At 73.0% G+C, this 23,171-nt stretch carries 17 protein-coding genes and 1 pseudogene; 11 read left to right on the plus strand and 7 right to left on the minus strand.

Features of this window, described 5'->3' with window-relative positions; translation table 11 throughout:
• Positions 1-79: 79 nt before the first annotated feature.
• Positions 80-5,629 (minus strand): ATP-binding protein, encoded by a 5,550-nt coding sequence (locus tag C8N24_RS32290; RefSeq protein WP_211340243.1) that lies wholly within the window; start codon positions 5,627-5,629, stop codon positions 80-82.
• 38 nt (positions 5,630-5,667) lie between these two features.
• Here C8N24_RS32290 and C8N24_RS32295 point away from each other — a divergent pair, with 38 nt between their 5' ends.
• From C8N24_RS32295 to C8N24_RS32335, 9 genes are all read left to right on the plus strand, one after another.
• Positions 5,668-6,489, plus strand: coding sequence for an FAD binding domain-containing protein (locus C8N24_RS32295; RefSeq protein WP_121258393.1), 822 nt, complete (start codon positions 5,668-5,670; stop codon positions 6,487-6,489).
• Positions 6,480-6,941, plus strand: a complete 462-nt coding sequence (locus C8N24_RS32300) for a (2Fe-2S)-binding protein (protein ID WP_121258395.1) — start codon at positions 6,480-6,482, stop codon at positions 6,939-6,941. The genes C8N24_RS32295 and C8N24_RS32300 overlap by 10 nt, the downstream gene beginning before the upstream one ends.
• Entirely contained in the window at positions 6,938-8,233 is a 1,296-nt protein-coding gene (locus C8N24_RS32305; RefSeq protein ID WP_121258397.1) for an 8-oxoguanine deaminase, read from the plus strand. The genes C8N24_RS32300 and C8N24_RS32305 overlap by 4 nt, the downstream gene beginning before the upstream one ends.
• Entirely contained in the window at positions 8,230-10,389 is a 2,160-nt protein-coding gene (locus C8N24_RS32310) for a molybdopterin cofactor-binding domain-containing protein (protein WP_121258399.1), read from the plus strand. Before C8N24_RS32305 ends, C8N24_RS32310 begins: the two co-directional genes overlap by 4 nt.
• A gap of 82 nt (positions 10,390-10,471) precedes the next feature.
• Positions 10,472-12,559 carry an adenine deaminase gene (gene ade / locus C8N24_RS32315; protein ID WP_211340244.1) on the plus strand — a complete coding sequence of 696 codons (2,088 nt, stop codon included), beginning with the start codon at positions 10,472-10,474 and terminating at the stop codon, positions 12,557-12,559.
• Positions 12,556-12,858 (plus strand): hydroxyisourate hydrolase, encoded by a 303-nt coding sequence (gene uraH / locus C8N24_RS32320; protein WP_121258401.1) that lies wholly within the window; start codon positions 12,556-12,558, stop codon positions 12,856-12,858. The genes ade and uraH overlap by 4 nt, the downstream gene beginning before the upstream one ends.
• 325 nt (positions 12,859-13,183) lie before the next feature.
• Positions 13,184-14,029, plus strand: coding sequence for a hypothetical protein (locus C8N24_RS32325; RefSeq protein WP_121258403.1), 846 nt, complete (start codon positions 13,184-13,186; stop codon positions 14,027-14,029).
• A 325-nt stretch (positions 14,030-14,354) separates the two neighbouring features.
• The gene (locus C8N24_RS32330; RefSeq protein WP_121258405.1) at positions 14,355-14,930 is read left to right on the plus strand and encodes a CAP domain-containing protein; all 576 of its coding nucleotides are present in this window, start codon (positions 14,355-14,357) and stop codon (positions 14,928-14,930) included.
• Between the two features lie 9 nt (positions 14,931-14,939).
• Positions 14,940-15,794, plus strand: a complete 855-nt coding sequence (locus tag C8N24_RS32335) for a dimethylarginine dimethylaminohydrolase family protein (protein WP_121258407.1) — start codon at positions 14,940-14,942, stop codon at positions 15,792-15,794.
• A 70-nt stretch (positions 15,795-15,864) separates the two neighbouring features.
• Here the strand turns inward: C8N24_RS32335 and C8N24_RS32340 are convergent, their stop codons facing one another.
• The 4 genes and pseudogenes from C8N24_RS32340 to C8N24_RS35655 form a co-directional block, all read right to left on the minus strand.
• Positions 15,865-16,602: a pyridoxamine 5'-phosphate oxidase family protein gene (locus C8N24_RS32340; protein ID WP_121258409.1), complete on the minus strand. Its 738-nt coding sequence runs from the start codon at positions 16,600-16,602 to the stop codon at positions 15,865-15,867.
• Entirely contained in the window at positions 16,599-19,361 is a 2,763-nt protein-coding gene (locus C8N24_RS32345; protein WP_121258411.1) for an EAL domain-containing protein, read from the minus strand. The genes C8N24_RS32340 and C8N24_RS32345 overlap by 4 nt, the downstream gene beginning before the upstream one ends.
• A 49-nt stretch (positions 19,362-19,410) precedes the next feature.
• Complete coding sequence (locus C8N24_RS32350; RefSeq protein ID WP_121258414.1) at positions 19,411-19,584, minus strand: anti-sigma factor family protein; 174 nt, start codon at positions 19,582-19,584, stop codon at positions 19,411-19,413.
• Positions 19,585-19,771: 187 nt separating this feature from the next.
• Positions 19,772-20,179 (minus strand): annotated as a pseudogene (locus C8N24_RS35655) (RNA polymerase sigma factor); the annotation flags it as partial.
• Between the two features lie 27 nt (positions 20,180-20,206).
• Here C8N24_RS35655 and C8N24_RS32360 point away from each other — a divergent pair.
• Positions 20,207-20,626: a hypothetical protein gene (locus C8N24_RS32360; protein ID WP_121258416.1), complete on the plus strand. Its 420-nt coding sequence runs from the start codon at positions 20,207-20,209 to the stop codon at positions 20,624-20,626.
• Between the two features lie 13 nt (positions 20,627-20,639).
• On the opposite strand, the gene C8N24_RS32365 is transcribed toward C8N24_RS32360, so the two are convergent.
• Positions 20,640-21,563, minus strand: a complete 924-nt coding sequence (locus C8N24_RS32365; protein WP_211340245.1) for a homocysteine S-methyltransferase family protein — start codon at positions 21,561-21,563, stop codon at positions 20,640-20,642.
• A 94-nt stretch (positions 21,564-21,657) separates the two neighbouring features.
• Here C8N24_RS32365 and C8N24_RS32370 point away from each other — a divergent pair, with 94 nt between their 5' ends.
• On the plus strand, positions 21,658-22,185 hold the full coding sequence (locus C8N24_RS32370) for an adenylate kinase family protein (protein ID WP_211340246.1): 528 nt from the start codon (positions 21,658-21,660) through the stop codon (positions 22,183-22,185).
• Here the strand turns inward: C8N24_RS32370 and C8N24_RS32375 are convergent.
• Positions 22,182-23,117: a LysR family transcriptional regulator gene (locus tag C8N24_RS32375; protein ID WP_121258420.1), complete on the minus strand. Its 936-nt coding sequence runs from the start codon at positions 23,115-23,117 to the stop codon at positions 22,182-22,184. The genes C8N24_RS32370 and C8N24_RS32375 overlap by 4 nt on opposite strands.
• Positions 23,118-23,171 lie beyond the last annotated feature (54 nt).

A 23,171-nucleotide genomic window follows, 5' to 3' on the forward strand; every position in this document is an offset into this window, starting at 1 on the left:
GAAGTGCGAATCAAGGGCCGCCCTGGACGAAGGTCCAGGCGGGGTCGAAAACCGACCCCGCCCTGTCTCGCGCGTTTGACTACGCCGCCGTGATGACGTCGCGCGTGTCGGCCTCCGTGCGGGCCATCCCCCGCTCGATGGCGTTCACGAGGTACGGCCGTAGGTCGGCGGCCGCGACGATCGAGTTCACGCTGCCGACCTCCACCGCCCGCTGGATCGAGTGGATCGAGTCGAACTTCGCGGCCAGCTCGCCCATCTTCTCCGAGCGGACCGTCTCCAGCAGGGACGCGAGCTCGGCGCGCAGGCGACGCGTCTCGGCCGGGTCCGAGGAGTCCTCGATCCGCTCCTCCAAGGCGACGACCCGCGCGTCCGACCGCGTGGCGGCGTTCACGTCGCGCGTGAACACGACGCCCGCCGCGGCGGACCCGCCGATGACCGACGCGTGCGCGCCCTCGACCGCGATCGTCTCGAAGCCGTCGTTCAACCGCTGCGAGAACACCACGAACGCACCGCCGTGGTAGCGCGAGATCACGCAGAACACGATCGGTCCACGGAAGTTGACGATCGCACGGCCGATCTCGGCGCCGTACTCCAGCTGCCACTGGCGCATCGACTCGGGCGAGCCGTCGAAGCCGGCCAGGTTGGCGAGCACGACCAACGGCCGCCGGCCACCGTTCGAGTTGATCGCGCGCGCGACCTTCTTCGAGCTCTTCGGGAACAGCGTGCCGGACGTCCACTGGGACGGACCATCGGCGGGCACCGGCCCGAAGCGGTCGATCGGGTGCGACTCGATGCCGATCACGGTCGTCGGCCAGCCGCCCAGGTGGGCGTCCCACACGACCGCGGCCTCGGCGTCGCGCATGCGCTCCCAGCGCTCGAGCGGCTTGTGGTCGCTGTCGACCACCGCGCGCATCACCGAACGGATGTCGAACGCCTGCTTGCGGCCCGGGTTCGTCTCGTCGGAGAAGATCTGGCCGACCGTCGCCAGCTCGGAGCCCGGCGCGCTGTGCGGCGCCTCGCGGACGTCGCGCTTGACCGCGTCACGCGTCTCGGCGCGGCGCGGGAAGCGCTCGCCCGGCGCGACGTAGGCGTGGTCGTAGTAGCGCAGCAGCACCCCGCACGCGCCCGCCAGGTCCGGCGCCCAGTACTGCGCCTGGCCGTTCGGGCCCATGATCCGGTCGTAGCCACCGATGCCGAAGTTGTCCTCAGCCGACACGCCGCCCGCGAAGTCCAGGGCCTGCTTGCCGGTCAGCACCATCGCCGACTCCGGGGTCATGATCAGGATGCCGCGCGTGTGCATGAGCATCGTCGCCTCGGCGTTCCAGTACGGCTGCGCGCCGACGTTGATGCCGGTGACGATGACGTTGACCTCGCCGCCGTTCTGCGTGAACTCGATGATCCGGCGCAGCGCGGCCGCGACCCAGTCCATGTTCTCGGTGCCGGAGTCCATCGCGATCCGGGCGCCCGAGGACAGCGCGAACCACTCGACCGGCACGCCCAGCTCGTCGGCGAGGTCCAGCGCGGCGATGATCCGCCGGCACTCGGGCTCGGCGACGCTGCCGAGCGCCTTCGTCGGGTCGCCGAGCAGCACGACGCGCTGCATGCCCTCCGGGTGGCGGTCGGTGAACGACTTCGTCAGGCCCACGACGATCCCGGCCTCGTTCATGGCCGGCGCGCGGTCCACGGGCACGAGCGTGCCGTCGGCGTCGAGGTCGAGCTCGGTGAACTCGCCGCGCGGGATGCCGCGCGCGCGGTCCGTGCGCTCAGGCGCCAGCACCTTCGTCAGCTCGGCGGGGTGGACGGTGCCGCGACGCCGCGCCTGGACGATCCGGCGGGCGCCCTCGTCCAGCGGCTGCAGCGGCTGCTTGGCGGGCTCGTCGACCTCGACGACCACGCCGCGGCCGGCCGGCGCGAACAGGCGCAGCTCGCGCTCCTTGAGCTCACCGCCGCGCATGTCGCGCATGCGCCCGCGGATGATCACGGTCTCGATGCCGAGGCCCTCGGTCTCCCGCGCGTAGCGGTCGACCAGCGCGCCCGCCTCCTCCGGCGCGAGGTCCACGTCCGGCCACACGTTCAGCCGCACGCGGTTCCACAGCAGCCGCTCGCGCGGCGAGCGGCGCGACTGCACGCGCCGCAGCGCGCCCAGCGCCTCGGCCAGCGCGTGCTCGAGCTCCGGCAGCGAGACGACGCGGCCCTGCTCGTTGCGGACGATCGACAGCTCGCGCACCTCGGCGAGCGCGAACAGGCGCTCGTCCTTGCGGTTCGTGCGGCCGACGCCGCGGAACAGGTACACGTCCGCCGGCGACGGGATGCGCTCGAGCTCGAACTCGGACATCCGCCAGAGGTTCAGGCGCACCGCCATCTCGGGGTGCACGAACTGCAGGTCGCGGTCGATCTCCCAGCCACCGTCGACCGAGCGCCGCAGCGTGATCGAGTTCGCCGCCGCGTCCCCACGCTCGGGTGCCGGCACGTCGAGCACGACGCGCTTGACGAGCTGCGCGATGTCCGCGCGCTCGAGCGCCGCGCGCAGCCGGTTCGCGAGCTCCTCGCCCGCCGTCGCCGCCGCGTACAGGTCCAGGTAGACCGTCTCGTCGACCGGGTACTCGGCGGCGCGGCGCGCGATCGCGCCCGCGACGTCGTCGAGATCCTGCGTGTCCACGAACGCGGCCGCGAGGTGGCGCTTGGTCCCGTCCTTGACGTAGGACGTCGTGATGTACGCGGTGCCGTCGCGCGTCACGCCGTTCCAGAACGGCGCGAGGTCGTACATCCGGTACCAGCGCCGGGTCATGATCTCCAGCAGCACCGGGTGCTCGCGCGCGCCGGTGGCCTGCATGCGGCCGATCAGCTGCGGCGCCAAGAGCTGCGGCGCCTCGACGACCGCCGTGATGTGCGCCTCGCGGTCGGCGCGCTCCGGGTCCTCCAGCAGCGCGCTCAGGTGGCACTCGAGCTCCTCGTAGGCCTTCGCCTGGCGCGCGAGGATGACCGGCTGGTCGTAGTAGCGGTTGCGGAGCTGGCGCGCGTGGTCGGCGATCACCGGGTCGCGGCGCTCGGTGGCGATCTCGAGCCGGTCGAGCACGCCGCGGAAGTCGCCGTTCGTGCGCGGGACGAGCTCGTCGGCGCGCTCCAGGCGCTTCTCGAGGATGGCCAGCACGGCGGCGCGCGCGAGATCGGCGCGCTCCTGGGAGACGAACAGGCGGTAGCAGGCGTCTTCCAGCGCCGGTGTGCGGTCCAGGCTGTCCACGCCGTAGTGGGCAAGCGCGCGCTGGAGCAGCATCACGAAGCGCTCCGGGAGCCGCTCGGCCTTCGCGTCCAGGGAGCGCAGGAAGGCGTGCAGGTACTCCTGCGGGCTGTGGAGGAGCTCGCGCTCGGGATCGTCGTGGCGGGCGCGGGAGAGCGCGCGGACGTCGGTGTACACGTCGAGCAGCTCGTGCTCACCCGCGATGATGTCGGTGGTGCACGTGCGCACGACCGCCAGGGCGCGGCGTACCTCGTCGCCGCTGACGTCGTAGCCCAGGACGGCGTACTTCAGGCGCTCCAGCGCGGCGGCCGGCGTGTCCTCGGAGTCCGAGGCCAGCTCGTCGAACGAGACGCGCTCCGCGCTCGCCTCGGCCGCCTCGTCCTCGATCGCCTCCAGCTGCAGGAGCGGAGTGTGCGCCGGGACCTGCACGTTCGTGCCGGACAGGACGCGACGGACGCGACCGGCGAACGGCGCCGTCAGCGACGTCTCCATCTTCATCGACTCGACGACCGCCACGACGTCGCCCTCAGCCACCTCGTCGCCTTCGGAGACGGGGATGGCGACGACCACGGACGGGCCGTGCGAGCGCACGAAGCCGCCGTCGTCGCGGGTGATCCGGTGCGGGACGCCGTGGACCTCGACGAGCAGGTCCGCGCCCTGCTTGGAGATCAGCGCGCGGTGCGTGACGCCCGCGAGCGTGATCCGGCGCTCGTGGTTGGAGAGCCGCTCGACCGCGGCCTCGACGGCGACGCCGTCGATCTCGGTGCGGTAGCGGCCCGGCGCGAGCTGGGAGACGATGATCCGGTAGGCCTGGCCGCGGTGACGCACCTCGACGGCGCGGCTCACCTGCGCGGCCGCCTCGGGCCGGCCGCGACGGGCGTAGGCGTAGAAGGAGGCGCGCTCGGTCGCGGTCTCCTTGTCGGCGAGCTCGATCGCGGCCATCAGCAGGGCGGCGTCGGCGCCGCCGTGGGCCTCCATCTCGCCGGACACGCCCATGCGGTCCAGCCAGGCGATGTCGACCTCGCCGGCCTCGAACTCCTCGCGCTCGAGGATCGACAGCAGGAAGGCGCGGTTGGTCGTGCCGTCCTCGATCATCGCCGTCGACTCGCGCAGCGCGCGCTTGAGGCGGGCGATCGCCTCCGGACGGGTGCGGCCGTAGGCGATGACCTTGGCGACCATCGAGTCGAAGTCGGGCGGGATGACGTCGCCCGCGGAGATGCCGCGGTCCACGCGCACGCCCGGGCCCGACGCGAGGTCCAGCACCTGGACGCGACCCGGCGTCGGCGCGAAGCCCATCGCGGGGTCCTCGGCGTTCAGGCGCGCCTCGATCGCGTGGCCGACGGGCTCGGGCGGCGTGCCCTCGAGCCGGCCGCCGGAGGCGACGTGCAGCTGCAGCTTGACGAGATCGAGTCCGGTCACGGCCTCGGTGACGGGGTGCTCGACCTGCAGGCGCGCGTTGACCTCCATGAAGGAGAAGCGCTTGCCCTCGGGCTCGTAGAGGAACTCGACCGTGCCCGCGTTGCGGTAGCCGGACTGGAGCGCGAGGCGACGCGAGGCGTCCTTGACCTCCTCCTCCTGCTCGGGCGTGAGGACGACGCTCGACGACTCCTCGATGACCTTCTGGTGGCGGCGCTGGCACGAGCAGTCGCGCACGCCGGCGGCCCACGCCTCACCCTGGCCGTCGGCGATCAGCTGCACCTCGATGTGGTGCGCGTTGCCGACCATGGCCTCCATGAAGACGGTGCCGTCGCCGAACGCGTCGGCGGCCTCACGGCGCGAGGTGTTGAGCGCCGGCTCGAGGTCCTCCCAGGACAGGACGCGGCGGATGCCGCGGCCACCGCCGCCCGCCGCGGCCTTGATCATCAGCGGGAAGCCGATCCGCTCGGCGTGCTCGCGCGCTTCCTCGATCGTCTCGACCGGGCCGTTCGACCACGGCGCGACCGGCACGCCGGCCTGCTCGGCCATCAGCTTGGACTGGATCTTGTCGCCGAGCTTGCGCATGACGTCGGCGGACGGGCCGACGAAGACCAGGCCCATCTCCTCGATCATGTCCACGAACGCGGGGTGCTCGGACACGAAGCCCCACCCCGGCCAGACCGCGTCGGCCTTGGCCTCGATCAGCGTGCGCTTGATGCCCTCGTAGTTCAGGTAAGCCCCGGTGCGCTTGCCGCTCTCGTCGACCGTCGCGGTCGGGCCGAGGCTGAAGGCCTCGTCGGCGTGGCGGACGAACATCGCGCTGCGCTCGGGATCGGTGTAGAGGGCGATGACCTTGATCGGGTCGTCCTCACGCTCGGCGTTCAGCTCGCGGACGGCATGGATGAGACGCATCGCGGGCTCGCCGCGATTGATGATGGCGAGCCGACGAAACGTGCGCTGGGTCACAGAGGGCACGGGTGGCACGTTAGGCGCTGGGGGTGTATCTGTGGTGAATGGAGTTCCTGCAACCCCCCACGTGGAGGGAGGCGCTGGAAGCTCGCGCCGCTCATCCGGACGCGCTGCCGATCTGGGGCGGCACCGACGTCATGGTCGAGCTGAACTTCGCCCGCAAGCGCCCGCCGGCGCTGCTGGACCTCACCCGCGTCGACGAGCTGTCGCGCTGGGCCGTGGAGGACGGCGGCGTCCGGATCGGGGCGGGGGTGTCGTACACGCGGATCATCGACGAGCTGGGCGAGCGGTTGCCGGGATTGTCGATGGCGTCCCGGACGGTCGGCTCGCCGCAGATCCGCAACCGCGGCACGGTCGGCGGGAACCTCGGATCGGCTTCGCCGGCGGGTGACGCGCTGCCGCCGCTGTTCGCGGCGGGGGCGCAGGTCGAGCTCGCCTCGGTGGGCGGTGTGCGGCGGGTGCCCGTGGACGAGTTCGTGGTCGGACCGAAGCGCAACGGCCTGACGGCGGACGAGCTGATCGCCGCCGTGTGGGTCCCCGTGCGACCGGGCGCCGCGCAGCAGTTCGCGAAGGTGGGTACCCGGAACGCGATGGTGATCGCGGTCTGCTCCTTCGCCCTGGACGTGAGCGACGGCCGCGTGGGGACGTGCATCGGCTCGGCCGGGCCGACGCCGATCCGGGCGCGGGAGGCCGAGGCCTTCGCGGAAGGCCTGGACGGCTGGTCCGACGAGGCGGGGCGCCGCTTCGGTGAGCTCGTCGCCGCCGCGGCCTCCCCCATCGACGACGTGCGCGGGTCGGCCGCGTACCGGCGGCACGCGCTCGGCGTGCTCGCCCAGCGGACGCTGAAGTGGGCGCTATGCGGCTGACGTGCACGATCAACGGCGAGCCGCGTGAGGTCGACGGGCTCTGGGAGGGCGAGTCGCTGCTGTACGTGCTGCGCGAGCGGCTGGCGTTGCCCGGCTCCAAGAACGCCTGCGAGCAAGGCGAGTGCGGGTCCTGCTCGGTGTACCTGGACGGCGTGCTCGTCTGCTCGTGCCTGGTCGCGGCGGGGCAGGCCGAGGGACGTGCGGTCGTGACGGTCGAAGGGCTGGCGCCGAGCGAGGAGGAGCTGCACCCGGTGCAGGCCGCGTTCGTCGAGGCGGGCGCCGTGCAGTGCGGCTTCTGCACGCCCGGGCTGATCGTCGCGACGCACGACCTGCTCGCACGCAATCCGTCGCCGAGCGACGCCGAGATCCGCGAGGCGCTCGCCGGGAACCTGTGCCGCTGCACGGGCTACGAGAAGATCCTCGACGCGGTGCGGCTGGCGGCGGCGTCGTGATCCTCGAGCGCTGCGCGGTCGCGACCGTCTCCGGCGAGGTGCACCGCGACGGGCACGTCGTGGTCGAGGGCAACCGGATCGTCGCGGTCGGGCCCGGCCGCTACGACGGCGAGGGCGAGCGCGTCGACCTGTCCGGCCGGCTCGTCACCCCCGGGCTGATCAACTGCCACCACCACCTCTACCAGTGGGCCACGCGCGGGCTCGCGCAGCAGGCGACGCTGTTCGAGTGGCTCGTGGAGCTGTACCCGGTGTGGGCGCGGATCGACGAGCGCGTCCAGCGCGCGGCCGCGCGGGCCGGGCTCGCGGCGCTGCTGCGGTCCGGGTGCACGACGGCCAGCGACCACCACTACGTCTTCCCGGCCGGGCAGGACCTGCTGCGCGTCGAGGTCGAGGCCGCGCGCGAGCTCGGCATCCGCTTCCATCCCTGCCGCGGGTCGATGGACCTCGGCGCCTCGGCGGGCGGGCTGCCGCCGGACTCGGTCGTCGAGGACCGGGACACGATCTTCGCCGCCTACGCCGCGGCGCTGGACGAGTTCCACGATCCCTCGCCCGGCGCGATGTGCCGGATCGCGCTCGCGCCCTGCTCGCCGTTCAGCGTCACGCGCGAGCTGATGCGGGAGACGGCCGAGTTCGCCCGCGAGCGCGGCGTGCGGCTGCACACCCACATGGCCGAGACGGTCGAGGAGGAGGCGTTCTGCCTCGAGCGCTTCGGCATGCGGCCCGTCGAGTACCTCGAGGACCTGGGCTGGCTCGGCGACGACGTCTGGCTCGCCCACTGCGTCCACCTGTCCGACCGCGAGGTCGCGCGGTTCGGCGAGACGCGGACCGGCGTCGCCCACTGCCCCTCCTCGAACGCGCGGCTCGGCGCCGGGATCGCTCCGGTCATGCCGCTCGTGCGCGCCGGCGCGCCCGTCGGGCTCGGCGTCGACGGGGCGGCGTCCAACGAGGCGGGCGAGCTGGGCGGCGAGCTGCGGCAGGCGCTGCTCAGCGCGCGCCTGCGCGGCGGGCCGGCGGCGATGACGGCGCACGAGGCGCTCGAGCTGGCGACGCTGCACGGCGCACGCTGCCTCGGACGCGAGGACGAGCTGGGCACGGTCGAGGTGGGCAAGCTCGCCGACCTCGTCTGGTGGCGGCTCGACGACCTGGATCACGCCGGCATCGAGGACCCGGTGGCCGCGCTCGTCTTCGGCGCGCGCCCGCTGCCGGAGGGCGTGATGGTGGACGGCGTGCTGCGGACCGTCGAGGACGAGGCGGCGATCGCACGGGAGCTGGCGGAGGTGGCACTGCGATGAGCACTCAGACCGTGGTCACGAACGGGATCGGGGTGTCGGTCCGCCGGCCGGACGGCATCCCGAAGGTCAAGGGCGAGTTCGCCTACTCGTCGGACCTGTGGGCCGACGGGATGCTGTGGGGCGCGACGCTGCGGTCGCCGCACCCGCGGGCCCGCGTGCTGACGATCGAGATCGCCGCCGCGCTCGCGGTGCCGGGGGTGCACGCGGTGCTCACCCACGAGGACGTGCCGGGGCGCAAGACGTACGGGCTCGAGCACCACGACCAGCCGGTGCTCGCGTTCGACGAGGTCCGCTACCAGGGCGAGCCGGTGGCGATCGTCGCCGCCGACCATCCCGAGACCGCGCGCTACGCGGCCGCGAAGATCGAGGTCGCCTACGAGGAGCTCGAGCCGCTGACCGACCCGGAGCACGCGCTCTCCCCCGACTCCCCGCGGCTGCACCCCGGCGGCAACCTGCTGCGCCACGTGTACATCGAGCACGGGCCCGAGCCGGGTGACGCCGACGTGGTCGTGAAGGGCGAGTACGAGGTCGGCATGCAGGACCAGGCGTTCCTCGGACCGGAGTCCGGGCTCGCGATCCCGGCCGAGGACGGCGGCGTGGACCTGTTCATCGCCACGCAGTGGCTGCACGTCGACCGCGACCAGGTCGCCGCCTGCCTGGACCTGCCGCTGGAGAAGGTCCGCTTCACGCTCGCCGGCGTCGGCGGCGCGTTCGGCGGGCGCGAGGACGTCTCGATGCAGGCGCACGCGTGCCTGCTCGCGCTCCACACCGGGCGGCCGGTGAAGATGGTCTACGGGCGCGAGGAGTCGTTCTTCGGGCACGTCCACCGACACCCCGCGCGGATGCGCTACGAGCACGCCGCCAGCCGCGACGGGCGCCTGGCCTGGATCCGCGCGCGCATCCTGCTCGACGGCGGCGCCTACGCGTCCTCCTCCGGCGCGGTCGTGTCGAACGCGGCGTCGTTCGCGCTCGGCCCGTACGACGTCCCGAGCGCGCGGATCGACTCGTACGTCGTCTACACCGACAACCCGCCGTGCGGCGCGATGCGCGGGTTCGGCGCCGTGCAGACGTGCTTCGCGCACGAGGCGCAGATGGACAAGCTCGCGGCCGCGCTGGACATGGACCCGGTCGAGCTGCGGCGGCGCAACGCGATGACCACGGGCACGTCGATGCCGACCGGCGCGCCGGTCAACTGCCCCGCGCCGGTCGACGAGCTCCTGCGCAGCGTCTCCGAGCGGCCGCTTCCGGACCGCGACGGCGGCGTTCCCGGCGGGATCGCCAACGTCACCCGCGGCGAGGGCGTGGTGCGCGGCGTCGGGTACGCCGTCGGCTTCAAGAACGTCGGCTTCTCCGAGGGCTTCGACGACTTCTCGACCGCCCGCGTGCGGCTCTCGGACGTCAGGGGTGAACCTCTAGTTGAGGTTCATACCGCTGCCGCGGAGGTCGGCCAGGGCCTGGTCACGGTGATGGCCCAGATCGCCCGCACGGAGCTGGACGTGGAGAACGTGCTGGTGCTGCCGGCGGACACGCAGGTCGGGTCGGCGGGCAGCTCGAGCGCCTCGCGCCAGACCCACATGACCGGCGGCGCCGTGCAGGCGGCGTGCCGCGCCGTGCGCGAGCAGTGGGAGGCGCAGGGCGAGATCGGCGACGGGATCGAGGCGACCCGCGAGTACCACCACCGGCCGACCGTGCCGCTGGACGAGCTCGGGCAGGGCGACGCGCACGTCACGTTCGCCTTCGCCGCCCACCGGGCGGTCGTCGACGTGGACACCGAGCTGGGGCTCGTGCGGGTGGTCGAGATCGCCACCGCGCAGGACGTCGGCAAGGCCATGAACCCGCTGGCCGTCGAGGGCCAGATCGAGGGCGGCATCGCGCAGGGCCTCGGGCTCGCGCTGATGGAGGAGATCCAGGTCGTCGACGGGCTCGTCCGCAACGCGTCGTTCACCGACTACCTGATCCCGACGATCCTCGACATGCCGCCGGTCGTGCTCGACGTGCTCGAGCTCGGCGACCCCGACTCGCCGTACGGGCTGCGGGGGATCGGCGAGCCGCCGACGATCTCCTCGACGCCCGCGGTGGTCGCGGCGGTCCGCGCGGCGACCGGCCGGGCGCTCCAGCGCGTGCCGCTCAAGCCGGATGACATGATCGGGCTGTGAAAGGCGACACTCGCCTGACGGCTCGCGTCGCGGCGAGCGCTCGCCCAGCGGGCTCGTGCTCGCGCAGCGCTAGGGTGCCAGCGTGGAGCGCCTGATCGCGGTCGCCCGGGGCGACGCCGAGCCGGACACCGTCATCACCGGCGCGCGCGTGTTCTCGGCGTTCACGCGCGAGTGGCTGGACGGCGACGTCGCGCTCCACGGCGGGAAGATCGCGGGCATCGGGCGCTACGACGGCGGTGCGCGGATCGACGCCGCCGGCCGGTACCTCGTGCCCGGATTCATCGACGCGCACGTGCATCTGGAGTCGGCCAAGCTCGTGCCGACCGAGTTCGCGCGGGCGGTCGTGCCGCGCGGGACGACCGCCGTGGTGTGCGACCCGCACGAGATCGCCAACGTGGCGGGCGTCGAGGGCGTCGACTGGCTGCTCGGCGCCACCGAGGACCTGCCGCTCGACGTGTTCGTGATGGCGCCGTCCTGCGTGCCGGCCTCGCCGTTCGAGTCGCCGTGCGGGCCGTTCGGCCCCGACGAGATGCGGCGGGTGCTCGAGCACCCGCGGGCGCTGGGCGTCGCGGAGCTGATGAACTTCCCGGGCGTCATCGCCGGTGACCCGGACGTGCTGGCGACGATGGTCGCGTCCCACCGCGACGGGCACGCGCCCGGTGTGCGCGGGCGGGCGCTGAACGCCTACGTCGCGGCCGGGATCACGACCGACCACGAGGCCTTCACCGCCGAGGAGGCGCTGGAGAAGCGCCGTGCCGGCATGTGGGTGCTGATCCGCGAGGCCTCCAACGCCCGCAACCTGCGGACGCTGCTGGCGATGGTGCGCGAGCACGGGCCCGAGTACTGCGCGTTCTGCACCGACGACCGCGAGCCCGACTTCCTCTACCGCGAGGGGCACATCGACCAGATGTGCCGGGTCGCCGTCGGCGAGGGCGTCGCTCCCGAGGACGTGCTCGTGATGGCCTCGCTGCACGGCGCGCGGGCGCACGGGCTGCTCGACCGTGGCGCCGTGGCGCCCGGCTACGTCGCCGACCTGGCCCTGCTCGACGACCTCACGGAGTTCCGCGCCTCCCTCGTGCTCAAGGACGGTCGCGAGCCCGAGTACGGCGCCGGCGTGCCGGGCGCGCTGCGGGACACGATGCGCTCGGTGCCAGTGTCCTTCGACACCGGCACGTCCGGCTGGGTGCGCGTGATCGAGGTGCAGTCGGGACAGCTCATCACCGGCGCGGGCGTGGGCCGGGTCGGTGACGCCGACCTCGCGAAGATCGCCGTGATCGAGCGCCACCAGGCCACCGGGCGCGTCGGGCTCGGCTACGTGCGCGGCTTCGCGCTGCACTCCGGCGCGTTCGCCTCGACCGTCGCCCACGACGCCCACAACCTCGTCGTGGTCGGCGTCGACGACGGCGACATGGCGCTGTGCGCTGCGCGGGCGCAGGCGCTCGGCGGCGGGCTCGTCGTGGCGCGCGACGGTGAGGTGGTGGGCGAGCTGGCGCTGCCGATCGCGGGGCTGCTGGCCGACGCGCCGCTCGAGGAGGTCGCGGAAGCGCTCGAAGCGCTCCAGGCGACGCTGCGCGGGATGGGCGTCGAGATCGACGCGCCGTTCATGACGCTGTCCTTCCTCGCGCTCTCGGTCATCCCCTCGCTGAAGATCACCGACCAGGGGCTCGTGGACGTCGACGCGTTCGCGCTCGTGCCGCTGGCGTTGAGCGAGCGCGAGGCGTTCGTGGCGCGCTACGGCGCGCTCTACGAGCACTCGCCGTGGGTCGCCGAGCGCGCGTTCCGGCCCGGGCTGGCCGACGGCGACGTCGCCGACGCCCTGCGCGACGCGGTGTACGCGGCCTCCGAAGCGGAGCAGCTCGCCCTCATCCGCGCACATCCCGACCTCGGTGAGAAGGTCGGCGTCCTCACCGAGCACTCGCGGTCCGAGCAGGCCGGGCTCGGGCTGGACCGGCTCCCGCAGGCGCAGTACGAGCGCTTCATGGCCACGAACGCCGCCTACCGCGACCGCTTCGGCATCCCGTTCGTCGTCTGCGTGCGCGAGCACGGCTCGCCGGAGTCGATCCTGGCCGACGCGGACCGCCGGCTGGGCAACACGCGCGAGCAGGAGATCGCGACGGCGCTCGGCGAGATCGCGAAGATCGCCCGCCTGCGGCTGGAGGACGCGCGATGAGCCTCTCGACGCACGTGCTGGACACGGTCGCCGGCCGCCCCGCGGCGGGCGTGCGGCTCGAGCTCCGCCGCGACGGACGGCTGGTCGAGGAGGCGACGACCGATGCGGACGGCCGGCACGCCTTCGGCGACGTCGGCGCGGGCGAGTTCGAGCTGCTGTTCGCCGTCGGCGACTACTTCGGCGAGCGCGAGTTCCTCGACCGCGTGCCCGTGCGCTTCCGGATCGCCGACGCGGCCGCCAGGTACCACGTGCCGCTGCTCGTCTCGCCCTGGGCGTACAGCACCTATCGGGGCTCCTGAGCGGCCGCGTTGCCCTTTCGGGCAACGCGGTCCGCGCGCTTGGCTGCTCGTCCGTCACTGGCGACCCGCGCGCGAGGCTGAGATCGTCGCGCAGTGTCGCCGACCATCGCCCTTCCCCCCCCGGACCGGCGAGGCGACACCGGGTCCGACCGCTGCCGACGAGTCCGCCGCGATTGACCATGCGGCGACGCCGCCCGACGAGCCGGCAGCACCAGCCCACCCACTACCGGCCGCCGCCGCCCGCACGGCGGCGGCCGGTGCCCTCCTCGCGCTGCTGGCCGCGGGCTTCGCCGGGGTCGGCGTCCTGCTGCTCCTCGCGGTCCGCATGTTCGCCGTCGGCGCCCAGCACCTCGACGTCGGCGGCCCGTCGCTCGTCCTGGTCACCGTCGGCTTCGCGGTCGGCAACGCCGCGGCCCTCCTGCTCGTCACCCGCGGCTGGGCGCCGATGCGGCCGACGACCGTCCTGCTGACGCTGATCGCGGCCCTAGCCTGGCCGCTCTCGGGCCACGCCGTGCTCGCGGCGCCGTTCGCGCTCCTGCTCGTCGGCGCGCTCGTCCACCGCGACCGCCGCACCCCGGGCGGCCTGCGCCTCACGCGCCTCGCCGGCGCGCTCACGCTGGCCATGCTGGCCGTGCTCGCGACGCTCACGGGAGCGATCACCGCACCGGCCCGGATGCTGCCGAGCACGCCGCCGGCCGACACGACGAGCACGCCACGCGACCAGCTCGCGACCGCGACCGGGAACGACGCGCGCGGCGACACCGCGGCCGGAGAGGACGAGCGCGGCGACGACTTGTCCGCGCCGCCCGCTGCGCGTGCCGACGCGCCCGCGCGGCCGTCCGCCCGCGCGTTCGTGCGCGGCTACTACCGCGACCTCGACCGGCAGCGGTTCGCGGAGGCGTGGGCGAAGCTCTCACCCGGCGTGCAGGCCGCGCTCGGCCCGTACGCGCGGTGGAAGGCGGGGTACGCGGCGACGCTCTCGTCGACGCCGCGCGCGCTGGCCGTCGAGGACCACGGCTCGCGAACGTCCGTGACACACATGCTCGTCGCGCGCGATAAGGGGTGTGACGGGCCGCGGCGGTTCCGGGTGACGTGGCAGCTGCGCGCCGACGGGGCGCGGTGGACGGTCACCGGCCTGGGCGCAACCGTCGCGGAATCGCAAGAATGTTGATGTAGTCGACACTGGCCGTGCGTCTTGCGTGGCCCCGGGCACGCGGGACCGTCGCAGAACGGTGTTCCCCCCAGCGATGTCCGGGGTCACGCAAAGCGCACGGCCGGCGTTCGCCTGACGCGGTCGCTGGCCCCAGAAACTCGACGACTGGACGGTGCCGAGGTTTAAGTGATCGCGTCCAGATTGTCGGGTAGCCGAACACTACGCCGCCGCTGACCGAGGAGTCCCGGCGCCGGCGAGACACACGCCACGCCCGGAGACCGGGCCGATCTTCCGCGCCCGCGCGTCCGCGCCGGGCGCTCGACGCCGGGAGGGCGTCAACCCCATGCTCACGACCGCGCTCACACGGCCGCTGACCACGGCTGCCGTCTCACTCACCGCGACCTGCTCGCTGCTGACCGCCGATGCCCACTCCGCGACCGGTGCCGACCGATGTCCAGGCGCGATGGAGGTGCCGGACACGCCGGCCAAGGTCGAGCAGGCCGCGGACGCGGTCGTCTGCCTCGTGAACGCCGAGCGGGCGAGCCGCGGCCTGAAGACCCTCAAGCGCGACAGCGAGCTGGCGAAGGCCGCGCGCGGCCACTCGCGCGACATGATCAAGCGCAACTACTTCGACCACACCAGCCCCGGCGGCAAGACGGTCGGCGACCGCGTCCGCGACGCGGGCTACGGCGAGCCCGGTGACGGCTGGCGCGTCGGGGAGAACCTCGGCTGGGGCACGGGCCAGCGGGCGGCGCCGAACGCGCTCGTCGACGAGTGGCTCAACAGCGCCGGCCACAAGAAGAACATGCTCAACAGCGCGTTCCGCGAGCTCGGCGTCGGCGTCGTCGGAGGCGCGCCGAACAAGGGCGACGAGCTGCCCGGAGCCACCTACACGTTGAACCTGGGCGTCATCCGCTGAAATAGCGGCATGACCTCCGCTTCCTTCGGCGTCACCTCCATGGTCGCCCCGCTTCAGCGCGTCCTCGTCCGCAAGCCCGCGACGACCGGCGACTGGGACGGGGCGGGCTGGCGCACGCCGGACGCCGCCACGCTCGAGCGCCAGCACGAGCAGCTCGTCGAGCTGCTCGACGGCCTCGGGGTGGAGGTCATCGTCGCCGACGCGCTGCCCGAGCTCGTCGACGCGGTGTACATGCACGACTCGTCGCTCGTCAGCGGTAGCGGTGCGGTCGCGCTCAACATGGCCAAGACCGTCCGCCAGACCGAGCCGGGCCACGCCCGCGCGGAGTTCGAGCGCCTCGGCATCCCGGTCCTCGGCACGCTCGAGGGCGACGCCTACCTCGACGGCGGCGACCACTTCTACCTCGACGACCGCACCGTCGCCATCGGGCTCGGCTACCGCACCAACCGGCGTGGCGCGGCGGCGCTGCAGGAGCTGCTGGCGCCCGAGGGCATCCACGTCGAGACGTACGACATGCCGCACGACCAGGGCCCCGACTACGTCCTGCACCTGCAGTCGTTCCTGAGCGCCGCGACCGAGGACCTCTACGTCGTCTTCGAGCCGCTCGCGCCCGTCCGCCTGCTGCAGGACCTCAAGGCGCGCGGGATCGAGTGGATCACGATCGACGAGGAGAGCTACCACGCGATGGGCTGCAACATCCTGCCGGTGCGGCCAGGCGTGGTCGTCGTCGTGGACGGCGCGCCGAAGGTGCGCCAGGCGCTCGAGGCCAAGGGCGTCGAGGTCCACGCCTACGACGGCACGGACCTCTCCCTCAAGGGCGACGGCGGGCCGACCTGCCTCACCGCGCCCCTGCTGCGGGCCTAGGGAATCCGCGAAGCGATTCCCAAGCCGAAGTGGGCACGCGCCGGCGAAGCCGGCCGCGCCCACCCAGCGCCTACTTCCTGAGCGGCAGCGGCAACGGCCGGCCCGACGCGGAGTGCGTCGGGTCCGGCTCGGCCACCTCGGCGAGCGTGACCTCGCCGATGACGGGCTCCTCGACGGCCGGAGCGAGCCACGCCCGGTCCTCGTTCTTGGCCTTGAACACGTCGCCGGCGCGGCGGCCGGTGTCCTCGCCCTCCGGCTTCTCCCGCAGTGCCGGGATGTGCTTGGAGCAGTGGATGTACGCCTCGTCGATCTGCACGACGACCCAGCGCTCGGGCGACTTCTTGGCGTCTTCGGCCACCACGAGCCCGGTCGCGAACGGCAGCCGGTCGAACAGCGACGCGAAGGCCTCGATCGCGGCGTTCTCGACGATGGTCGCCGTGCCGTTGATGTGGAGCCCGACCTGGGTCTCGAAGAAGTCGACGAACAGCATGCCGACGTACGGGTTCTCGGAGATGTTGCCCATCGACGCCATCACGCCGTTGCCCTTGTACTCGGGCCACATGACGGTCTTCTCGTCGATCACGCGCACGAACCCGGGAGGGCCGGCGCGGAACGAGTTGTCGCACTCGCCGTGCGCGTCCGAGGTGGCGATGAAGCACATCGTCATCCGCTCGAGGAACTCGCGCATGAGCGGCGTCAGGTGGGCGAGGACCTGGTTGTCGTAGAACGCGTTGGCGCGCTTGGTCGTGCCGAACTTGTCCTGCAGGTCGTGCTCGCCGCCGGAGCCGGGACGGTGGTCACCGCTCATCGGGCGACCTCCAGACGGCCGGGCGTGCGTCTCGCCGACTCGAACTCGGCCACCACCGGGCGCGGCGCGCCGTGGTAGTAGCCCTGCGAGTAGTCGACGCCCTTCTCGCGGAGCATCGCGACCGTCTCCGGCGCCTCCACGAACTCGGCGATCGTCTTCATGCCCATGCCGCGGGCGATGTCGACCATCGACTTGACGACGAGCTGGTCGGTGACGCTCGAGGTGAGCGAGCGGATGAAGTCCCCGTCGATCTTCAGGTAGTCGAGCGGCAGGTACTTGAGGTAGTAGAAGCTCGAGAAGCCGGCGCCGAAGTCGTCCAGCGCGAAGCGGCAGCCGAGGCGCGTGAGGCGCTCGGCGAACGCGCGCGCCTGCTCCATGTTCGCGATCGCGGCGGTCTCGGTGATCTCGAACACCAGGCGGCCGGGGTCGATGCCGGTGGCGGCGATCTCACGCTCCACCAGCTCCGGGATGGCCAGGTCGCCCATCGACTTGCCGCTGACGTTGACCTCGAGGCGCACGTCGTGCTCGGCGAGCAGGTGGATGGCCTTCTTGGCGACCCACTGGTCGATCTCCTGGATCAGCCCGAAGCGCTCGGCCGTGTCGATGAACGCGGCGGGCATGACGATCTCGCCGTCGTCGCCGATCATGCGCAGCAGCAGCTCGTACTGGGTGACCTTGTCGCTCGCGAGCTCGAGGATCGGCTGGCAGTACAGGACGAAGCGGTCCTCGTCGAGCGCGCGGCGGATCTGGTCGGCCCAGTTGAGGCGGACCTGCATGCCGGAGACGTACTCGCCGCCGTCGCTGGTGGCGACGTGGTAGCGGTTGCCGCCGGCCTCCTTGGCGGCGTACATCGCGAGGTCGGCGCTGACCATCAGGTCCTCGGGGCGCGGTTCCTCGTCGCCGAAGCAGACGATGCCGATCGAGGTGGTCATCGAGATCGCCTTGCCCTCGAGCGGCAGGCGACGCTCGCGGATCGTCTCGAGCATGCCCTCGGCGATGCGCTCCGCGGTGTCGCGGTCGGCGTCGCGCAGGAGCACGGCGAACTCGTCGCCGCCGAGGCGGGCGACGACGTCCGTCTTGCGGACGGAGTCGTGCAGCGCGCGGCCGACCGCGCGGATGACCTCGTCGCCGGCCTTGTGGCCGCGCGTGTCGTTGACGTACTTGAAGCGGTCCAGGTCGAGCAGGTACATCGCGCCCTGGCCGCCGTAGCGGGCGGCGTAGGCGACGAACTCGGCGAGCTCCTGGTCGAAGCGGCGGCGGTTGAACAGCTCGGTCAGCGCGTCGTGGTCGGCGAGGTGCTGGAGCTGGTTCTCGAAGCGCTTGCGCTCGGTGATGTCGCGGATGATCGCGGTGAGGACGGTGCCCTCGTCGGTCTGCAGCGGGGAGACCGTGACGTCGACCGGGAACTCGGTGCCGTCCTTGCGCTGGCCCCACAGCTCGAGGCCCATGCCGAGCGCGACCTGGGAGTCCTTGGCCTTGCTCTGCAGCACGGCGCGGAAGCGCTCGGCGACGATCGTGCGCGTGCGCTCGGCGAACAGCTCCTCGACGGGGCGGCCCTCGATCTGCTCGCGGTCGTAGCCGAACAGCTTGTCCGTGCGCGCGTTGGCCATCTGGATGGTGCCGTCCGGGCCGACCTCGACGATCGGGTCCGGCGCGGTCTCGAGCACGGCCTTGAGCTTCTCCTCGGCCTTCTTGCGCTCGGAGATGTCGCGGATGATTCCGCTGAAGAAGCGCTGGTCGCCGTTCTCCCACATCGCGAGCGAGAGCTCGAGCGGGAACTCGCGGCCGTCCTTGCGCAGGCCGACGACCTCGACGGTCTGGCCGATCAGGCGCGCGGCGGCGCGGCCGCCCTCGGCGACGCGCTTGATGCCGGCGTCGTGCATCGGGCGGAAGCGCTCGGGCATGAGGACCGAGAGCGCCTTGCCGTCGACCTCGTCCTCGCAGTAGCCGAACATCAGCTCGGCGCCGCGGTTCCAGGAGATGATGTCGCCGTTCTGGTCGGCGGCGACGATCGCGTCGGTGGCCGACTCGGCGACCGAGCGGAAGCGCTGCTCGGACTCCTTGAGCGCCTCGGCGAGCTGCGCGGCGGCGATCACGCGGCCGAGCTGGCGGCCGATGTGCGCGGTGACCTCGAGCAGGCGGTCGTCCGGCGTGACGGCGTTGACCGAGAAGCACTCGATGACGGCGAAGGTGCGATCGCCGATCGGGATCGGGAAGCAGAACGCGCCCTTGAGGCCCACCTCGGTGGCGACCTCCGCGCGCGGGAAGTTCGGGTCGCACTGGACGTCGACGACCCAGGCGGGGCGGCCGGTCGCGGCGACGCGGCCCGGCAGGCCGATGCCGCTGGGCAGCGCCATCGTCTCGGTGACGGCGCGGAAGGCCTCGAACTTCGTCGGGTGGCCGAGGTGCCACAGGTGCGACGGCTTGAGGGGGTCGTGGTCCTCCTTGCCGGCGATGTACACGTGGCCGACGGGCCAGCCGGTCCAGCGGCAGACGTGCTCGATGCAGGCGAGGAGGGTGTCGTCGACGTTGTCGACCTTGGCCGTCGCCGCGGCGACGGCCTCGATCAGCGCGACGAACGCGCTGTCGGTGGCGAACTGCCCACCCGCCGGCACGGGCGCGGCGGCGGGGGTCGGTGTGCTCGCCGAGAGGACACGACGCTGCGCGCGGGCCACAGAAGCCGCCGCCGCGGCCGTGGCGCCGGCGCCAGCGAGCGCGGCGATCTGGGCGAGGGTCGGCTTTCTGTTCGGTCCGGGCATCTTGATCCGTTCATCGGACACCCGTCTGCCAACTTGAGGGGCATTAATGTCAGCTTTCGCCGGCTCGCCCGAGCACCGCGATCGTGGCGCGGATCTGCGCCAGATAGGCCGTACAGCCGTCGCAGCCGGCGAGATGCAGGTCGACGCGCTCGCGCTCCTGTGCGGGTAGCACACCGTCGAGGTAGGCCGTGACGAGCTCCACGAGCTCCCGGCAGCGGATCATGCGGCCTCCTCGTCGAAGTAGTGCTCGAGCTGATCGCGCACCTTGGCGCGGGCGCGGTGCAGCAGCACGCGCTGGTTGCCGTCGCTGAGGCCGAGGGCGGTGCTGACGTCCTCGGGCGTCCAGCCCTCAGGTCGCGCAGGACGATCACCTCCTGCTGGCGTGGCGGGAGCGCGGCGATCGCGGCCTCGACGTGCTCGAGCGTCTCCGCCGCGAGCAGGCGCTCCTCGGGGAAGGCGGTCGGCGGGACGCCCCAGGCGCCGTCGGCGGTGAAGCGCGCCGGGTCGACGGTCGGGCCGCCGTCCTCGGCTTCGAACGCGGACAGCGGGACGCTGCGCCGCTCACGCTCCCCGCGCGTCCGGGCGCGGTTGGCCACGATCGTGGCGATCCAGGTCTTCAGGCTCGAGCGGCCCTCGAAGCGGTCGAGGCCCTGCAGGACGCCGAGCCACGCCTCCTGCACGACGTCCTCCGCGACCGCCTGGCTCGGGACGTGGCTGCGCGCGATCCGCAACATCAGCGGGCCGTACCGGTCGACCAGCTCGGCGAACGCCGTCTCGTCACCGGCGCGCAGCCGCTGAAGGAGGTCGGCGTCGTCCATCGCCGCAAGATAACTACGCTAGGGGACGTGGAAGTCGCGCTGGCCATCGCCCTTGCCGCCGTCGTCGGCGGCGTCGTCTTCATGCTGCTCGACAACTGGCAGCGCAAGCACGCCGCCCCGTCGGTCGCCGCGCCGGTGGCCGAGCCCGAGCCGACCGCGCCGATGTGGACGCCCTACGGCCAGCCCGCGCCGGCGCCCGCGCCGCCCCGGTCGACGTGGGCGCCGCCCTCGGCCGAGCACGCCGCCTGGACGCCGCCGACCGAGGAGCGTTCGCGCTGGGTGCCCGCCTCCGAGGCGCATACCGAGCCGCTTCCGCCCCGTCCGCTGTGGACGCCGCCCCCGTCGAGCGGCCCGCCGACCCGGTGGGACGACGACGACCGCCATCGCGGCCACGACGACGAGGACGACCCGCCGCCCGGCCTCTGGTCCGGCTGGGCGCGTAGATGAAGCCCCAGGGCCTTTAGGTTCGCCACGCGCCGGCGATCGCGGCGACGTGGCGGTGATCGGTGCCGCAGCAGCCGCCGAGGACGTTGAGCCGCGGCAGGCGCGCGGCCAACGCCGCGTAGCGGGCGGCGAGGTCCTGCGGGTCGCCCGCGTCGAGCTCGGTCGCGGCGTCCAGCTCCGCGTGGCTGAGCCGTGAGGCGTTGGCGCGCAGGCCGCGTACCCGCTCGACCCACGGGCCGTCGAGCGCGGCCTCGAAGTGCGTCGGGTGCGCGCAGTTGATCATGTAGTAGGCGGGCGCGGCGCCCGTGGCGGCGTCGACGTGCACGATCGCCTCCCCCAGCGACTGCCCCGAGGGCAGGCGGCCGTCGGTCTCGACCGTGAAGGAGATCGCCACCGGCAGCCCGGCGCGCACGGCGGCGCGCGTCACGCCGATCGCCTCCTCGGCGTAGGTCATCGTGATCGCGCACACCATGTCCGCGGCCGTGTCGGCGAACGTGCCGACCTGGACGCTGTGGTACGCCTCGGCCGCCGTCTCCGACAGGCGCTCGCCCGGCTGGTAGCCGTCGTCCGCCGGGCCGACGCAGCCGCTGATCACCACGCGGTCGTGCCGGTCGCGCAGCTCCTCCATCAGCGCCACCGCCCGGCGGTTGAAGCGGTCGAGGTCGTCGAGCCCGTAGCCCAGCTCGCCCGCCCAGCGCGGGCCGGCCCGCCACGTCGGCGTCTCGGCCACGAAGCCCGCGCCGACCTGCGCCGCGAGCGTCACGTACGGCTCGTAGTAGGCGCGCAGCGCCGCCGTGCCCGCCTCGTCGGAGAGCAGGTCGAAGGCGGCGAAGAGCGGCAGGTCGAGCCCTTCGTGGAAGATCAGGACGGTCTCGATGCCGCCGTCGGTGAGGAAGAGGTCGTCGCCCACGGCCTGCGGCAACCGGTCACGAAAGCGCATGCTGACCATCATCCGCCGCCCACCGCCGCAGAGAAATGTGGCTCACCGCACACCCATGTTCGAGCTGGCCGACAAGGCGCTAGGGTCGGGTCCGATGTCGATGAGAGTGCTGATGCTCGCGCCGCCCGGCGGCGGCAAGGGAACCCAGGGCACGCGCCTGGCCCGGACGTTGGGGGTCGAGCACATCTCGTCCGGCGACCTGCTGCGCGCCGCCGTCGCCGAGGACACGCCGCTCGGCCGCGAGGTCGACGGCTACCTCAAGCGCGGCGAGCTCGCACCTGATGCGATCGTCACCGAGGCCATCCGCCCCATCCTCGCCACCCGCGAGAACTACGTGCTGGACGGCTTCCCGCGCAAGCTCTCCCAGACCGAGGGCGTCGACTTCGACGTCGTCGTCTACCTCGACGTGCCCGACGAGGTCGTCACCCGGCGCCTGCTGGGCCGCGGCCGCGCCGACGACCGGCCGGAGGTGATCGCCGAGCGCCTGCGCCACTACGCGGCCGACACCGAGCCGCTCGTCGACTACTACCAGCAGCGGGGCGTCCTCCTGCGCGTCGACGGCGACCGTCCCGAGGACGAGATCGCCGCCGAGCTGGCCGAGAAGCTCGCCGCGAAGGCCTAGGCCACCGCGGCCAGCGCGGGCCGCCCGGCCAGGGCCCGAGCCGCCGACCGAAGCGCCTCGACCATGTGGTCGACGAGCGGGTTCTCCTCGCCCGAGCGCGCCACCGCGACGACCTGGCGGGACGGCGCGCGCCCGCGCACGGGCAGCACGACCACGTCCGAGCGGGAGCTCACGAGCGCGAGCGTCGGGATCAGCGCGACGCCGATGCCCGACGCGGCCATGCCCTGCAGCGCCTGGTAGTCCTCGGACGCGAAGCTCACGCGCGGCTCGTAGCCGGCGTCGCGGAACGCGTGCAGCACCACGTTGGAGTCGGCGCACGTGCCGGCGACCTCGGTGATCAGCCACGGCTCGTCGCGCAGCTCCTCGAGCGTCACCGAGGCGCGCGTCGCCAGCGGATGGTCGGCGGCGACCGCCACGCGCATCTCGTCGTCGCAGATCGGCAGGTACTCGGCGCCGGCCCGGGGCGCCGTCGGCGACAGGGGCGACTGCACGATCAGCGCGACGTCCACGCGGCCGGCCAGCAGCGCCTCGATCCCCGGCACGTCCTCCATCACCTGCAGCGCCAGCTCCGCATCCGGGCGGGTCTTGCGCAGCTCGCGCGTCGCGCCCGGGAGCAGCCCGGCCGCGGCGGAGTTGAACGCCGCCACGCGCACCTGCGCCCGTCCGATGCCCGCCGCGTCGCGCACGGCCTCCTCCGCCCGGCGCGCCGACTCGAGCAGCGCGGACGCGTGGCGCACGAGCACCTCCCCCGCCGGCGTGAGCGTCACGCCGCGGGCGCTGCGCTCGAGCACGCGCGTGCCGAGCGCGGTCTCCAGGCGCGAGATGTGCTGGGACACCGCGGGCTGGGTGAAGTCGAGTGCCGCGGCCGCCTCGCTGAACGACCCGCGCACGGCGACCTCACGGAAGGTGGTGAGGAGCTTGAGATCGAGCATTAGCGAGCATTATGTCATGCCATTCAACTCATCATTGGACATGATCGTGGTGGC

Origin of the sequence: Solirubrobacter pauli, from assembly GCF_003633755.1 — a bacterium.
GTDB lineage: Bacteria > Actinomycetota > Thermoleophilia > Solirubrobacterales > Solirubrobacteraceae > Solirubrobacter > Solirubrobacter pauli.